Origin of the sequence: Streptomyces thermodiastaticus (assembly GCF_014656135.1) — a bacterium.
Taxonomy (GTDB): Bacteria; Actinomycetota; Actinomycetes; order Streptomycetales; family Streptomycetaceae; genus Streptomyces; species Streptomyces thermodiastaticus.
Genome location: NZ_BNBV01000015.1, coordinates 61120 through 76058 on the forward strand (window position 1 = coordinate 61120; position 14939 = coordinate 76058).

The 14939-nt window shown below is 72.9% G+C and carries 12 protein-coding genes; 9 read left to right on the forward strand and 3 right to left on the reverse strand.

The annotated features are described in order from the left end of the window. Positions 1 to 355: 355 nt before the first annotated feature. Positions 356 to 973 carry a TetR/AcrR family transcriptional regulator gene (locus tag IE286_RS15445; RefSeq protein ID WP_189797301.1) on the reverse strand — a complete coding sequence of 206 codons (618 nt, stop codon included), beginning with the start codon at positions 971 to 973 and terminating at the stop codon, positions 356 to 358. 253 nt (positions 974 to 1226) lie between these two features. Between IE286_RS15445 and hmgA the strand changes: the two genes are divergently transcribed. The 3 genes from hmgA to IE286_RS15460 all read left to right on the forward strand — a co-directional run bounded on the left by hmgA (position 1227) and on the right by IE286_RS15460 (position 4586). Further along, positions 1227 to 2543: a homogentisate 1,2-dioxygenase gene (gene hmgA / locus IE286_RS15450; RefSeq protein WP_189797302.1), complete on the forward strand. Its 1317-nt coding sequence runs from the start codon at positions 1227 to 1229 to the stop codon at positions 2541 to 2543. A gap of 55 nt (positions 2544 to 2598) precedes the next feature. Further along, the gene (locus IE286_RS15455) at positions 2599 to 3333 is read left to right on the forward strand and encodes a GntR family transcriptional regulator (RefSeq protein WP_189797303.1); all 735 of its coding nucleotides are present in this window, start codon (positions 2599 to 2601) and stop codon (positions 3331 to 3333) included. Positions 3334 to 3410: 77 nt separating this feature from the next. Next, positions 3411 to 4586 carry a type ISP restriction/modification enzyme gene (locus IE286_RS15460; protein WP_189797304.1) on the forward strand — a complete coding sequence of 392 codons (1176 nt, stop codon included), beginning with the start codon at positions 3411 to 3413 and terminating at the stop codon, positions 4584 to 4586. 245 nt (positions 4587 to 4831) lie between these two features. Here the strand turns inward: IE286_RS15460 and IE286_RS15465 are convergent, their stop codons facing one another. Together IE286_RS15465 and IE286_RS15470 are read right to left on the reverse strand one after the other, a co-directional pair. Beyond that, the gene (locus tag IE286_RS15465; RefSeq protein ID WP_189797305.1) at positions 4832 to 5098 is read right to left on the reverse strand and encodes a hypothetical protein; all 267 of its coding nucleotides are present in this window, start codon (positions 5096 to 5098) and stop codon (positions 4832 to 4834) included. 342 nt (positions 5099 to 5440) lie between these two features. Beyond that, entirely contained in the window at positions 5441 to 6250 is an 810-nt protein-coding gene (locus IE286_RS15470) for an SGNH/GDSL hydrolase family protein (RefSeq protein WP_189797306.1), read from the reverse strand. A gap of 303 nt (positions 6251 to 6553) precedes the next feature. Between IE286_RS15470 and IE286_RS15475 the strand changes: the two genes are divergently transcribed. The 6 genes from IE286_RS15475 (at position 6554) to IE286_RS15500 (ending at position 14873) form a co-directional block, all read left to right on the forward strand. Further along, entirely contained in the window at positions 6554 to 6979 is a 426-nt protein-coding gene (locus IE286_RS15475) for a hypothetical protein (RefSeq protein ID WP_229862831.1), read from the forward strand. A 1-nt stretch (position 6980) separates the two neighbouring features. Next, positions 6981 to 8075: a GNAT family N-acetyltransferase gene (locus tag IE286_RS15480; RefSeq protein WP_189797307.1), complete on the forward strand. Its 1095-nt coding sequence runs from the start codon at positions 6981 to 6983 to the stop codon at positions 8073 to 8075. 394 nt (positions 8076 to 8469) lie between these two features. Next, on the forward strand, positions 8470 to 9300 hold the full coding sequence (locus IE286_RS15485; protein WP_189797308.1) for a glycosyltransferase family 2 protein: 831 nt from the start codon (positions 8470 to 8472) through the stop codon (positions 9298 to 9300). After that, positions 9297 to 10295, forward strand: a complete 999-nt coding sequence (locus IE286_RS15490; protein ID WP_189797309.1) for a glycosyltransferase family 2 protein — start codon at positions 9297 to 9299, stop codon at positions 10293 to 10295. The genes IE286_RS15485 and IE286_RS15490 overlap by 4 nt, the downstream gene beginning before the upstream one ends. Continuing rightward, a complete protein-coding gene (locus IE286_RS15495) occupies positions 10292 to 11095 on the forward strand; it encodes a polysaccharide deacetylase family protein (RefSeq protein ID WP_189797310.1) in 804 nt (267 codons plus the stop codon). The genes IE286_RS15490 and IE286_RS15495 overlap by 4 nt, the downstream gene beginning before the upstream one ends. Beyond that, positions 11088 to 14873 (forward strand): lipopolysaccharide biosynthesis protein, encoded by a 3786-nt coding sequence (locus tag IE286_RS15500; RefSeq protein ID WP_189797311.1) that lies wholly within the window; start codon positions 11088 to 11090, stop codon positions 14871 to 14873. Before IE286_RS15495 ends, IE286_RS15500 begins: the two co-directional genes overlap by 8 nt. The last annotated feature ends 66 nt before the right edge of the window (positions 14874 to 14939 follow it).

The window sequence follows — 14939 nt, forward strand, 5'->3', positions numbered from 1 at the left end:
ACGCGCCGTCACCGATCACACGACCGGCCCAGTCACCCACCCCGGCGGCGGACACGCCGTGCCGCGCACGCGGACGGTGCACCAGGCAGCCGCGCGGCGCGGCGTACGCCCCGTCCGGCCGCGTCCACCGTCCGGTGGTGCCCGCCCTCCGCCGGGGCGGGACGGGACAGCCGGCGGGACACTGCGGGCGGGCAGGGCAGGGCGCGCGGCGTCAGCCCCCGCCCGTCACCGCGCGGCGCGGGAAAGGCGCAGGGGAAGAGGTGCAGGGGGAAGGCGGACAGGACAGGACAGGGCGGGGCAGAACAGGGCGGACCGGACCGGGGACGTAAGCCCGGCAGGCGGGCGGCATAAGGGGTCAGTCAAGGACCCGGCTCAGGTAGGCACGCAGCAGCTCCCGTGTCTCCGCGATGATCTTCTTGTCGCCCTGGGGGTCGACGCGGAAGGCGAGCTGCACGAGGGTGTCGGCGGTCTCCACGGCGATCAGGAAGACCCGGCGCAGGTCGTCGTCGGGCTCGCGGCCCAGGCGGCCGGAGAGCAGGGAGACGAGGCGGTCGGCGACCCGGTGGTTGGGCTCGGTGTGACGGGCGCCGAGCGGGATCTGGTTGCCGAAGTCGACGAGCGAGAAGCCGGGCGCGGTGCGCTTCATCAGCAGGTACTCGTCGAGCACGGCGTCCACGGCGGCCCGCCAGTCGCCGTTTGCGGCCGCCTTCAGCCGCTCGGTGACCCGTTCGGCGTACCGCTCCAGGTTGCGCTGGGCGAGCGCGTCGGCCATGGCGCGCTTGTTGCCGAAGAAGCGGTAGACGGAGCCGATGGGCACGCCCGCCCGGGCGGCGACGGCACGCGTGCTCAGCGCGTCGTAGCCGACCTCGTCGAGCAGATCGGCGCAGGCGTCGAGGATCCGGGTCAGCCGTTCGGCGCTGCGCCGCTGCACGGGTGCGCGGCGGAGCGGAGTCGCAGGAGGCACGGATCTCATGATGCCGCCCCGTACGTCCCCGGTGAAGCTCTCGTTCCGGGGTCTTCCGAGGTGCTCCCGGGGAGTTCCGGAGCGCTTGGGGGGTGTCTCCCCGCGCACGGCCCGGCCCGCCGAGGGGCCCCGCCCCGGGCACGGGACCGGTGGCCGACGCGTACCGCCCGGCGAACAAGGTCCTCTTGCGTCCGGGTCGGCCCATTCCTACGGTGGCGCACAGGATTCAGGACGGACGTCTGGCACTGCGTGAGGAGCGACGATGAGCGGGGACGCACGCAAGAGGGCGGAGGGGCTGTCCTACCTCTGCGGTTTCGGCAACCAGCACAGCTCCGAAGCGGTCCCGGGCGCCCTGCCGCAGGGCCGCAACTCCCCGCAGCGCTCTCCCCTCGGGCTGTACGCGGAACAGCTCAGCGGCACGGCGTTCACCGAGCCGAGGGCGCACAACCGCCGCTCGTGGCTGTACCGCATCCGCCCCTCGGCCGCGCATCCGCCCTTCGCCCGCACGGGGAACGGCACCCTGCGCACGGCGCCGTTCAACCAGACCGTGCCCGACCCGAACCGGCTGCGCTGGGACCCGCTGCCCGAGCCCGGTGCGGGCACGGACTTCCTGGCCTCGCTGTGGACGCTCGGCGGCAACGGCGACGTGGCGCAGCGCACCGGCATGGCGGTGCACCTGTATCACGCCACCGCCTCGATGGAGCGCGTCTTCAGCGACGCGGACGGCGAGCTGCTGATCGTGCCGGAGAAAGGCGGGCTGCTGCTGCACACGGAGTTCGGTCAGCTGCACGCCGAGCCCGGCCATGTGGCGCTGATCCCGCGCGGGGTGCGTTTCCGGGTCGAACTCCTCGACGCCACCGCCCGGGGGTACGTCTGCGAGAACTACGGCAGCCCGTTCCGGCTGCCCGAGCTGGGCCCCATCGGCGCCAATGGGCTCGCCAACGCCCGTGACTTCATGGCTCCGGTGGCCGCCTACGAGGACGTCGAGGGCCCGGTGGAGGTGGTGAACAAGTTCTGCGGCAACCTCTGGGCGGCGACCTACGACCACTCGCCGCTCGATGTGGTCGCCTGGCACGGCAACCATGTGCCCTACGTCTACGACCTGCGCCGTTTTAATGTGATGGGCACCATCTCGTACGACCACCCGGACCCGTCCATCTTCACGGTGCTCACCTCGCCGTCCGACACCCCGGGCCTGGCCGGCGTGGACTTCGTGCTCTTCGCGCCGCGCTGGCTGGTGGGCGAGGACACCTTCCGGCCGCCGTACTTCCACCGGAACGTGATGAGCGAGTACATGGGCCTGATCGAGGGTGCCTACGACGCCAAGGCGGAGGGTTTCGTGCCGGGCGGCGGCTCGCTGCACAACATGATGTCGGCGCACGGCCCGGACCGGGAGACCTGGGACAGGGCGAGCACCGCCGAGCTGCGGCCGCAGAAGCTGGACGACGGGCTGGCGTTCATGTTCGAGACTCGCTGGCCGGTCGCCCTCACCCCGCACGCGCTGCGCGCCGAGCATCTGCAGCAGCACTACGACGACGTGTGGCGGGGCTTCGAGCGGCACTTCCGCCCGGCGCACTGAGGGCTCCCCGGCAGCCCGGCCGCCGCCCGGGGTGCCCGACCGGTACGGAGGGCGCGTGACCTGTTTCGCTCCGGACTCCATCGTTCTGAACCGCAAGCTGCCGCTGTGGTACCAGGTGTCGCAGTCGCTGCGCGCCTCGATCCTCGGCCGCTCGCCGCAGGACCCGCTGCGCCTGCCCACCGAGGAGCAGCTGGCCCGGCACTACGGGGTGAGCGTGCTGACCATGCGTCAGGCGCTGAGGGAGCTGGAGGACGAGGGGCTGATCAGCCGGCACCGGCGGCGCGGCACGTTCATCGAGCCGGCCGCCCGCCGCGGCTCCCCCGTCCGGCTGCTGGGCTCCGTCCAGCAGTCCGGCATGACCAGCGAGCTGCTGGAGCACGGCACGCGCCCGGTGCCGGCGCGGCTCGCCGAGTACTTCCCGGACCTGGCTCAGGTGGCCGTGTACCACCGGCTGCGCCGCGACGACGAGACCGGTGACCCCACCAACCACGCCCGCAACCACGTCCGTCCGGAGCTGGCCGAGCGGATCGACCCGGACGATCTGACCCGCCGTCCGATGACCAAGGTGCTGCGGGACGTGGCGGGCGCGGACATCGGCCGGATCACCGACACCGTCGAGGCCCGGCTCGCGGACCCCGAGACGGCCCGGCTGCTGCGGGTGCCGCTGCTCAGCCCGATCCTGCACTACACCGGGGTCACCTACGACCGGTCGGGGCGGGTGCTGGACGTGGCGGTCATCCACTACCGCGGGGACCGTTTCTCCTTCTCGGTGACGCTCGACGCGAGCTGACGCGCCCTGCCGGCGTTCGTCCCCGGGGTGCGGAACCCGGCCGCCGGCCGGTCGCCGGGCCGGCACCGCGTCGTACGATGCCCCGCGTGACGCACGACGACGCTCCGCTCCTGGCGGACCTCATGCCGTGGTCCGTCGCATCGCCGCGGCTCGGCCGGGGCTGGCCGGCGGCCCCCGACGCCGCCAGCCTCAAGGCCCGGTGGGACGCCCTGCTCAAGGCCGAAGGGCCCGACCGGGAGGCCTTGTTCGAGCCGACCCGCGCCCGCACCACGCACACCGCGGTCGCGCAGCTCCCGGGACGCACCGGCGGCACCGAACGGCTGGCCCGCGCCGCGGGTCCGTGCCCCGATCCGGTACGGGTCCTGGCGGGTCCCTTCGACGAGCAGTGGCTGATCCCCGATCACCGGCTGATCGACGCGGCCCGTCCCGAGCTGTGGCGGGTCGCGGACGAGCGGCAGATCTTCACGGTCGAGGCCGCCGCCACGCCGGCCCCCAGGGGACCGCTGCTGCTGGCGACGTCGCTGCTGCCGGTGGCCCGCGCGGGCCGGATCCGCCCGCTGTACCGCCGCCCCGGCGCCGCCGACCCGAACCTCGCGCCGGGCCTGCTGGACCATCTGGCCGTCCGGCTCGGGCACCGTCCCGACGCGCTGGACGTGCTCGCCTGGATCCTGACCGCGGTGCGGCCGGGCCCGTCGGGTCTCGTGGTGCCGCTGACCGGGGACGCCGAGGTGTGGGCGCGGGGCGTGGAGTGGGGGCGCCGGCTGCTGTGGCTGATGCGCCGCGACGGCGAGCGTCCCAAGCTGCCGGGCGGGCGCCGCCCCTATGTGCGCGCGCCCCTGCCGGCCCGCCCGCCGGCCCTGCGCTACGACCGCGACGAGGAGGCGCTGCTGCTCGGTGAGGGCCGTATCGCACCGGTGCCGGGCGAGGCCTGGGACTTCGAGGCCGGCGGGGTCCGGGTGCTCGAGCGGTGGTTCGAGGCTCGCGTCGCGGAGGGCGAGCCGGGCACGCTCGGGGCGATCCGCCCGGCCGTGTGGCCGCAGGAGTGGACCTCGCAGCTGCTGGAGCTGATCACGGTCCTGGCGCTGCTGTCCCGGACTCCCCCGGTGTCCGCGTCCTGGCAGGTGACGGACGAGATCACCGCCACGGAGCTGCGGGCGGCGGGTGTGCTGCCGGTGCCGGAGCGGGCGCGCCGGCCGGCCACGGTCCTGGACCACCCCGAGGAGGGCCCGGAGGGCCAGTTCGCTTTGGTGTAGATCGCGTCGGTCCAGATCGCGTCACGAGGGCGGGGACACCGAGGCGCCGGGGCGCCGGCCGGGGCACCGGGCGGTGGCGCGGCCGGGCGCGGGCGACGGACCCGCGCCCGCCGTCCGGCGGGGCGCCGTCGCCGCGCGCCGTGGGGATGACGGGCGGCGGGTGCGCGATGCCGCGCCGGGGAGGTGGTCCGGGCGCGGGGTGCGGTGGGCGCTGGTAAGCGGCCTCGGCCGGGCGGCGTCGGCGTTCAGTGACCGCCGAACAGCGAGCGGCGCAGCCGGCGCAGCGGCGCGAACAGGGACACGTGCCGGACGCGGGCGTGCCGGCCCGAGACATCACGGGCGTCACGCGCGGTCAGCTCACGCAGCAGCGAGGCCGCCTCGACCGTCTCGCACCGCGGTACCGCGGGACCCGCCAGCACCGCCAGGTGGCGGTCCAGGCGCCTGCTGGTGGCGCTGCTGCCGCAGGTGATCGCAGGGACCCTGGCCCTGCTGCGCACTGTTATCTGTTCCATGTCACTCCCCACCCGTACGAGTCCACCCGGCCCGGGCGAGGCTAACCCTATCGCCCCACAAGGGCACGCGGGTATTGCGCCCCCAGGATTCACCTGTGACGCAAGGGGGTTGACGGCTACGCTCCGAATCGGCTTGCGAGAGCGGGGAGTTGACGAGCCGCTGGTGGCCGGGGGCGGTGCCGTGCGCCGGCGGGCCGCGGATCACGGCGTGTGACCGGACGAGCGCCCCGGACCGGGGCAGGTCCAAGGGCGCGTCGCCGGTGCCGGTGAGCCGGCCGCCTGGCGCACCGGCGGGCGTGCCGGCCCGATGCGCCAGGCGGTGCGGACGGTACCGCGAGTCCGTCAGGCCGCGGCGTCGAGCACCGGCAGGTAGCCGCCGGACTGGCCGGCCGCCGTCGGGTGGTAGGACTGGCCGAGGTTCAGCCAGTCCACGCTGTGCAGCCAGGAGCTGCCGGAGCAGATCTCGTGGCCGCTGAAGGTGGTGCGGACGTCGCCGAAGGTGAAGCCGTGGTTCGCGGCGATCTTGGCGATGGCGGCGTCGAGGTGGTCGGCGGCGCCGTTGATCGCGGAGCGCTTGGTCTCGGACAGGCCGAGGCAGGTCTGGCCGAGCAGGTAGAAGCGGGGGTAGCCGAGCACGACCACATGGGCGGACGGCGCCTTGCTGCGGATCGTGGAGTACAGACGGTCGAGTTTGCCGGGCAGGGTGTTGTCGACGTAGGCCTTGGCCGTGTCGATGCGGGACAGGCAGCTGCTGTCCGACTGCAGCACACAGGTCGTCATGACGTCGGCGAAGCCGGCGTCATTGCCTCCCACGGAGATCGACACCAGGGAGGTGGAGGAGTTGAGCGGGCCGAGCTGGTCGGCGAGGACGTCGTCGGTCGTCGCACCGGAGCACGCGGTGAAGGCGAACGACGAGGGGGCGTGGGCGGCGTTCCACAGGTACGGGTACGCCTTGGTGCTCCGCTGGCAATCGCCGCTGGAGTCGATGTAGCTGCCGGCGCCGACACCGGAGGAGTACGAGTCGCCGAGAGCGACGTATCCGCCGGCGGCGGCCTGCTGATCCGATGCCTGCGCGAAGGCCGCTCCGGTCAGGGTGAGACCGGCGGCCAGAAGAAGAGAGCCGATATAGGTGACAAGTCGGGAACGTCTCATGGAACCTCCCTTTAGCAGGATCGCTGCCTCAACCGTGGTAGCAGCTACGCGTGTTGACTGGAAGTGTTCATGCCAACTTTGTCGAGAAGCGGACCGCCGATCGGAGGGACATGGGGGCGCACGGATGTGGTGATGCGCCGTCAGAAGTGACCCGGGAGACAGCGGGAGACAGATGAGAAGCAGTGGTCACCGCCCGGCAGGATTCCGGCCGGTGACTACCGATCGTTTTGGCATCTTGACGGCCCGTGCACCACTGAGCGACATTGAAGCCCGGCATCCGGCGCTTCGGGGGGCAAGTCGCCCATGCACCACTCCACACGCATCACCACAGATTCACCGGACGGCGAGCGCGCGCGGCCGGGACCGGGGAGAAACCTGCCGCCCCTGCTCGCGGGCGCGGCGACGGCCGCCGTCGGGACCGGCCTGCTGCTCGCGCTCACCGACTCCTCCTCGCCGCTGCGCGGCCCGCTGACCCTGCTCTTCCTGCTCGCGGCGCCGGCCGCCGCCGTCGCGGCCTGGCTGCGCGGGCTCGATCCCTTCGGCCGCGTGCTGGCCTCACTGGCGGGCGCGGTCGTGCTCGACATGCTGGTGGCCCAGACGATGCTGGCGCTGCACCGGTGGTCGGTCCCCGGCGGGATCGTGGCCGTCACCGTGGTCAGCAGCCTCGTTCTCCTGCTGGTTCCCCTGCGGCGGCCGCGCGGCCGCGCGGCGAGAAGACAGGGCGTGTGACGTGGACATCAGCGTGTACCACCCGGGCGAGCTGACCGCCGCCGACCGGGCGGCCTGGACCGCGATGCAGTCCAAGGCCCATCTGCACGGCTCGGAAGAGCTGGCGAACCCTTTCCTCTCGCCCGAGTTCGCGCTCGCCGTGGGGCACTGCCGGCGCGGGGTGCGGATCGCGGTGATCCGTGAAGGCGGTGAGCCGGCCGCGTTCTTCCCGTTCCAGCGCTCGGCCGCCGGGGTCGGCCGGGCCGTCGGGCTCGGTGTCTCCGACGCCCAGGGCCTCGTCCACCGCCCCGGCTTCACCTGGGACGCCAAGAAGCTGCTGCGGGCCTGCGGGCTGGCGGTGTGGGAGTTCGACCACCTGGTGGCCGGTCAGCCGCCCTTCCAGGAGTCGGCCACCGGCGCCTTTGCGTCCCCGGTCATGGACGTCGACCAGGGGTGGGACGTCTATCTGCGCGAGCTGCGGGCCCGGTCGCCGAAGTTCACCCGGACCACGCTCGCCAAGGAGCGCAAGCTCGAACGGGACGCCGGGCCGGTGAGGTACGTCCACGACGAACGCGACCCGGCCGTGCTGCGGACGCTGATGACCTGGAAGTCCGCGCAGTACCGGCGCACCGGGCGCAGCGACCGCTTCGCCCACGAGTGGATCACCCGGCTTGTCACCCGGCTCTTCCACACCCGCTCCGAGCCGTTCGCCGGGATCCTGTCGGTGCTCTATGCCGACGGCCGGCCGGTCGCGGCGCATTTCGGTCTGCGCACCGAACGGGTGCTCGCGTGCTGGTTCCCCGCCTACGACCCGCGGTACGCGAAGTATTCACCGGGACTGGTGCTGCATCTGCGCATGGCCGAGGCGGCCGCCGCGGACGGGATCGCCTATCTCGATCTCGGCAGGGGACGGAAGGAATACAAGGATTCCCTCAGAACACGGGAGTTACAGGTGTACGAGGGCTGGGCGACCAGGCGTCACCCGGTGGCGATCGGCCACCGTGCACGCCGCGCCCCGGTGCGGGCATTGCGGAATCTGGTGGTGTCGCGGCCGGAACTTTTCGAACCCGCCGATCGAATCCTGAAGCGGATGGGGAAAATCCGTTCGCGCTCTTGAACGAGAGGGAGTACGGCGCCTGACGGAAATTCCAACAAAAGCCCGAGGCGCCACTCCAGGTCTTGCCATACTGGTTCAATCGTCAATACCGTCGTACATCTCACCCGCATCGGTACGTCCCGCACGTGGTCCCAGGGGAGGGCATTCGGGACCGGGGCGCGCCGGCGCGGGGCGCGGTAGGGGGGTGCCGTGCCCGGTGGTCGGACGACCGCCGGGCCGTGCCGCGCGACCGGCTGCCGTCCGTTCCGGCAGCCCGGCCAGCTTTGCCAGCTCACCCCGCGGGCACGCGTGAGCGCTGCGCCGTGCCTCGGGGCGAGAACCCCCCTTTCGACCCGGACACACAGCCGGGCCGCCCGGCGACGGGCGGTCCGCCGGACGAGAGGGACACCGAGTCATGAGTTCCGTTCTCCACCCGCCGTCCTCCGGTCAGGATCCATCACCGGCAGCCCAGTACCGGCCGATCACGTCCCACCTGGCCATCGCACCGCCGGTGAGTGTGGTGATTCCGGCCATGAACGAGGCGGAGAATCTGCCGTACGTCTTCAAGACCCTTCCCGAGTGGATACACGAAGTGGTCCTGGTCGACGGCAATTCCACCGACAACACCGTCGAGGTGGCCCGCGAGCTGTGGCCCGGCGTGAAGGTCGTGCGGCAGCAGGGCAAGGGCAAGGGCGACGCCCTGATCACCGGATTCCAGGCGTGCACCGGCGACATCATCGTCATGGTGGACGCGGACGGCTCGGCCGACGGCGGCGAGATCGTCTCCTACGTCTCGGCGCTGGTCTCCGGCGCCGACTTCGCCAAGGGCTCCCGCTTCGCCAACGGCGGCGGCACCGACGACATGACCTTCGTCCGCAAGCTCGGCAACCGGATCCTGTGCGCGGTGGTCAACCGCAAGTTCGGCGCCCGCTACACCGACCTGTGCTACGGGTACAACGCCTTCTGGCGGCACTGCCTGGACAAGATCGACCTGGACTGCACCGGCTTCGAGGTCGAGACGCTGATGAACATCAGAGTGGTCAAGGCCGGGCTGAAGGTGCAGGAGATCCCCAGCTACGAGTACCTGCGCATCCACGGCGCCAGCAATCTTCGGGCCGTGCGGGACGGGCTGCGGGTGCTGAAGGTGATCCTCAAGGAGCGCTCCAACCGGCGTGAACTGCGCCGCCAGGAGCGGCACTCCCCGCTGCTGGCCGCGTACCCGGCGGACCTGGGGGAGACGTCTTGAGCGCTCCCGGCATCTCCGTCGTGATCTGCGTCTACACCGAGGACCGCTGGGAGGACATCCTCGCGGCGGTCTCCTCGGTGCGGGCGCAGTCCCGGCCGGCCCTGGAGACGCTGCTGGTCGTCGACCACAACACGGCGCTTCTGGAGCGGCTGCGCAGCCAGTACAAGGAGGCGGACGACGTGCGGGTGCTGCCCAACGCGGGCCCGCGCGGACTGTCCGCCGGCCGCAACACCGGCATCGCGGCCAGCCGCGGCGAGATCGTCGCCTTCCTCGACGACGACGCCGTGGCCGAACGGGACTGGCTGCGCCACTTCGCCGGGCACTACGCCGACCCGCGGGTGATGGCGGTGGGCGGCCGGACCGTGCCGGTGTGGGCGTCGCGCCGGCGGCCCGCCTGGTTCCCGGAGGAGTTCGACTGGGTGGTCGGCTGCACCTACCGGGGGCTGCCGCCCGGCACGGTCCGGGTGCGCAACGTCCTCGGCGGCAACGCCTCCTTCCGGCGCAGCGCCTTCCACGTGGCGGGCGGTTTCGCCACCGGCATCGGCCGGGACGGGGACAAGCGCCCGCTGGGCTGCGAGGAGACGGAGCTGTGCATCCGGCTCACCCGGGCCCGGCCGGACGCGGTCCTGCTGATCGACGACCGGGCGGTCATCCACCACCGGGTGCCCGGCGACCGCGAACGGTTCCGTTACTTCCGCACCCGCACCTACGCCGAGGGCCTGTCCAAGGCGCTGGTGGCGCGCAGCGTCGGCGCGGCCCAGGGGCTCGAGTCCGAACGCCGCTACACCACACGGGTGCTGCCCGCGGGCGTGGTCCGCGGGCTGTGGGACGCGCTGCTGGCCCGGCCGGGCGGTGCGGGGCGGGCCGGCGCGATCGTCGCCGGGCTGCTGACGACGGCAGGCGGCTACGCCGTCGGCAGCCTGCGCGCCCGCCGGGGCGGCACCCGCTTCCAGGTGGTCCGCATCGAGGACGGCGAGGGGGAAGAGACAAGATGAACGCACCCGTGCCGGTGCTCATGTACCACGCGGTGGCCCGGGAGCCGAACGAGGCCACGCGCGCTCTGTCGGTGTCGCCGGAGGCGTTCGCCGAACAGATGGCGGTGCTGGAGGACCTGGGCCGCCATCCGGTCACCACCGCGGAACTGGCCGCGCACTGGCGGTCCGGCGGCCGCTCACCGCTGCCCGAGAACCCGGTGCTGATCACCTTCGACGACGGGTACGAGGGCGTGCACCGCCACGCCCTGCCGTCGCTGGCCAAGCACAACTTCACCGCCACCCTGTTCGTCTCGACGGGCTGGCTGCGCGGGGCCTACGACACCGGCGGCGGCCTGGACACGATGCTGGACTGGGACCAGGTGCGTGACCTGGCGGCCGGCGGGGTGGAGATCGGCGGGCACAGCCATACCCACCCGCAGCTCGACCAGCTCGACGACGACGCCTTGTGGTCGGAGCTGATCCGCTGCAAGGAGATCGTCACCGCCGAACTGGGCACCGCGCCGGTCTCGTTCGCCTATCCGTACGGCTACTCCGACCGCAGGGTGCGCCGGCGGGTGAGGGCGGCCGGCTACCGCCAGGCGCTCGCCGTCGGCAACGGCCTGGCGCGCCGCGCGCAGGGGCCGTACGCCCTCCAGCGGCTCACCGTGCGCCGTTCCACCACCACCGAGGAGTTCGCCCGGCTGGTGCAGGGCCGGGCGACAGCCCGGACCTTCGCCGTGGACCGGGCCCTCACCAAGGGCTACGCCCTGGTCCGCAGAGCCCGACAGGTCCGCCGGAAGGCCATCCGTACCCGTGTCTGACACGACGACCACCACAGAGGCATCGGCCACCGCATCCCAGCCGCCCGAGCAGCCGCGGCGCCGGCTGCGCCTGCTCGGACGGGGCCGCTCGCCCGGCGGCAACCAGCTGTTCCGCAACGCGTACGCGCTGATGCTCAACACCGGGATCTCCGCGGTGCTGGGCCTCGGCTTCTGGCTGGTCGCCGCCCGCTACTACACCGACGACGCCGTCGGCCAGGGCTCGGCCGCCATCGCGGCCATGAAGTTCCTGGCCGGGCTGACCGCGGTCACGCTCACCGGCGCCCTGGCCCGTTTCATCCCGGTCTCCGGGCGGGCGACCGGCCGGCTGATCGCCCGGACGTACGCGGGCAGTTGCCTCGTCGTGGCGCTGGCGGCGGCGGTGTTCCTGCTCACCCTGGACACCTGGGGTCCGTCCTACCGCTTCCTGCACGGCCTGACCCATGGGCTCGGGTTCATGGTGGCGGTGATGGCCTGGAACCTGCTGACCCTGCAGGACGGGGTGCTCACCGGGCTGCGCAGCGCGACCTGGGTGCCGGTGGGCAACACCGTGTTCTCGGCGGTGAAGCTGGCGCTGCTGGTGCTGCTGGCCGCGGCGATCCCGACGGCCGGTGTGTTCGTCTCCTGGGTGGCCGCGATCGCCACCTCGGTGGTGCCGCTGGGCTGGCTGGTCTTCCGGCGTCTGGTGCCCCGCCACGTCAAGGCCACCGAGGGGCACGCGACCGCGCCGACGCTGAGGGAGATGGGCCGGTTCCTGGCCGGTGACTACACCGGCTCGCTGTTCTCCCTCGCGGTGACCTACCTGGTCCCGGTGATCATCGCCTCGCAGGTCAGCTCCGCGGACAACGCCTACTTCTACATCACCACCACCATCGGCGGCACCGTCAATCTGCTCGCCGTCAACATGGGCGCCTCGCTCACCGTGGAGGGCTCGCACGACCCGGCGCGGCTGGCCGCCAACACCCGGGCGGCGCTGCTGCGCATGGCCCGGATCATGGTGCCGGTCTGCGGTGTGCTGTTCCTGCTGGCGCCGCAGATCCTGCACGTCTTCGGCGAGGGCTATGCGCAGGCCGCCACCCCGCTGCTGCGCTGGTTCGCGGTCGGGGCACTGCTGCGGGTGGTGATGGAGACGTACTTCGCGGTGCTGCGGGCGCGCAGCCGTACCGCCGGGCTGGCCTGGCTGCAGGGCCTGCTGTGCGTGCTGGTGCTGGGGCTGACGCTGCTGCTGCTGCCCCGGATGGGCCTGACCGGCGCCGGTGTCGCGGAGATCTCCAGCCTCGCGGTGATCGTCGCGATCGCCACGCCCAGGCTGTACCGGATCCTGCGGGCCGCGCCCGCGGCCGCTGCGGCCGAGGCACCGGCGAAGGAGGCCGGCGCGGGCACGGACGCGGCCGGCGGCGCCGTAGAGGAGCAGCGGACCGAGCTGGTCCGCTCCGCCACTCCGGCGCTGGGCGTCCACATCGACTTCGACCACGTGGAGCGCCGGCCCGACGTCCGGCCCGGGCCGGGCACCCCGCCCACGGGCGTCACCGTGCCGGGTCCCGGGCAGCCGGACGTGCCGGACGCGCCCTTCACCACCGCCGAACGCGCGGTGCTGCCCGACCCGCCGGCCGTCCGGGAGGAACGGGCGGCCGTCGCCGAGGCGGCGGTGCACGGCGAGCCGGGCCCCCACCGCCCGCAGCCCGGGCCGGACGCCGCAGCACGGCCCGCGGCCGACGCCGGGGCCGCCGGGACTCCCCCGAGCTCCTGGCGGCAGCGGCTGCTGCCCACCCGCGCCGGAGTCGTCCTCGGCTGTCTGCTGATCGCGGCGCTGCTGCTGTACTGGGTCCCCGCCGTCCGGCTCGGCGACGGCGACCTGGACCGGATGGGCGGGCTCGGCCTGATCTCGGTGCTGCCGCTGCCGACGCTGGCCGGCGCGGCGCTGCTGGTCACGGTGTTCGCCGCGCTGCTGTGGCTCCGCCGCGAGCACCGGACGCTGCTGCTGGTGACGCTGCTGGCCACGGTGGTGTCGCTGCACGCGCTGCCGGCGGTGATCGAGACCGAGCCGCGGTTCGCGACCGCCTGGCAGCACCTGGGATTCCTCGACTACGTCGACCGCACCGGCACCGCCGTCCCGGACCTGGACGCCCGCTGGAGCTGGCCCGGGTTCTTCGCGGTGGCCGCGTTCGCCGCGCGGGCCTGCGGGCTGAGCGACCTCACCGAGGTCATCCGCTGGTGGCCGATGACCATTCAGCTGCTGTATCTGGCGCCGATGTTCCTGCTGGCCCGGTCGCTGCGGGCGAGCTGGCGGGCCCGCTGGACCGGCGTGTGGATCTTCGTGCTCGGCGGCTGGGTGGGCCAGGACTACTTCTCGCCGCAGGGCTTCACGTTCCTGCTCTATCTGGTGTTCGTGGCGATCCTGCTGGTCTGGTTCCGGCCGCCGCGGATGCTGTGGGCGTCGGTGCGTCCCGGGGAGGCGGAGGTCGAGCCGGCCGGGCGGCGGCAGCGTGCGGTGCTGCTGGTCGTGCTGATCGGGCTGTTCACGGCCACCGTCCCCGCCCACCAGCTCACCCCGTTCGTGATGCTGGGCGTGGCGGCGGTGCTGGTGCTGACCGGCCGGTCGGAGCTGCGCGGGCTGCCGCTGCTGTGCGGGGTGATGGTGCTGTTCTGGCTCGGTTTCATGGCCGAGCCGTACTGGTCGGGGCACTTCGACGAGCTGTTCGGCGGGGTCGGCGGCATCGGCAGCAACGTCTCGACGTCGGTCTCGGGCCGTATCGAGGGCGGCGACCCCACGCACCAGCTGGTGCTGTACGCACGGGTGCTGCTGGCCGGGACGGTGCTGCTGCTGGCCTGCTGGGGCTGGTGGAGGCGGCGCGAGCACAAGTACCGGGAGCGTTCGCTGCTGGTGCTCGTCTGCGTGCCGTTCCTCGGTTTCGGTCTGCAGTCCTACGGCGGCGAGATGGCGCTGCGGGTGTTCATGTTCGCCCTGCCCGGGGCGGCGCTGCTGGCCGCGCTGGCGCTGTTCCCGCGTGCCGGGGTCACCGCCGAGGAACGGCAGAAGGACCGGGTGAGCCTGGCCCCGCTCGCCGCGCTGCTGACCGGGCTGCTGCTCATGGGCGGCTTCCTGGTGGCCCGGTGGGGCAACGAGCCGTTCGAGCGGATCCGGCCCGGCGAGGTCGCGGCGATGGAGTACGTCTACGCCCACGACAAGCCGACGGTCCGGGTGCTGTGGCTGAGCAGCGACACGGTGGACAACGTCACGCCGGCCATGCCGTGGGGCGCGCGGGACATGGAGCGCGTCGACTACCGGCCGACCCTGGCACCGGCCGACCCGGTGCTGGTGGGCGGCCTGGTCAAGGCGCTCAAGGACGCCGGCCCGAACTCGTATCTGATGATCAACAAGAGTCAGGTGACGTATCTGCGGCTGGACGCGGGCTACTCGCCCACCTGGGAGTCGCGTCTGGTGCGGAACCTGGACCAGCGGCCGGAGCTGAAGAAGGTCCTCGCCAACGACGACGTGACGATGTACGCGCTGCGCACCCCGCCGTCCGGTGAGGTGCCCCAGCCGGCTCCCGGTCCGGCCGGCCCGAAGGTGACGTGGACGCCGTGGTCGGTGGCCGGCGGGGTGGCGGCGCTGGTGCTGGTCGTGCTGCTGGCCGCCCGTGAGGTCGTCCGCGTCGCGGTGCGGCCGGGGGTGCGTCAGCTGCGGTGGCTGCAGGGCAGTTTCTGGTTCTCGCTGCCGCTGCTGGCCCTGCTGATCGCCTCGGTGGTGCAGCGGTTCTGGACCATGGGCCGGACCTGAGGGGCGTGACGCGTCCGCCTCTGTGCGGCGGGCGCGTCAGCAGCGGGTGCGGCGGCCGGTGAGGTG

Excerpts from the sequence above, each read along its gene's own strand:
- IE286_RS15460 (WP_189797304.1), top strand. The coding sequence starts at position 3,411 with ATGCCCCGCGTGACGCACGACGACGCTCCGCTCCTGGCGGACCTCATG.
- IE286_RS15485 (WP_189797308.1), top strand. The coding sequence starts at position 8,470 with ATGAGTTCCGTTCTCCACCCGCCGTCCTCCGGTCAGGATCCATCACCG.
- IE286_RS15465 (WP_189797305.1), bottom strand. The coding sequence starts at position 5,098 with ATGGAACAGATAACAGTGCGCAGCAGGGCCAGGGTCCCTGCGATCACC.
- IE286_RS15445 (WP_189797301.1), bottom strand. The coding sequence starts at position 973 with ATGAGATCCGTGCCTCCTGCGACTCCGCTCCGCCGCGCACCCGTGCAG.
- IE286_RS15475 (WP_229862831.1), top strand. The coding sequence starts at position 6,554 with ATGCACCACTCCACACGCATCACCACAGATTCACCGGACGGCGAGCGC.
- IE286_RS15495 (WP_189797310.1), top strand. The coding sequence starts at position 10,292 with ATGAACGCACCCGTGCCGGTGCTCATGTACCACGCGGTGGCCCGGGAG.
- hmgA (WP_189797302.1), top strand. The coding sequence starts at position 1,227 with ATGAGCGGGGACGCACGCAAGAGGGCGGAGGGGCTGTCCTACCTCTGC.
- IE286_RS15470 (WP_189797306.1), bottom strand. The coding sequence starts at position 6,250 with ATGAGACGTTCCCGACTTGTCACCTATATCGGCTCTCTTCTTCTGGCC.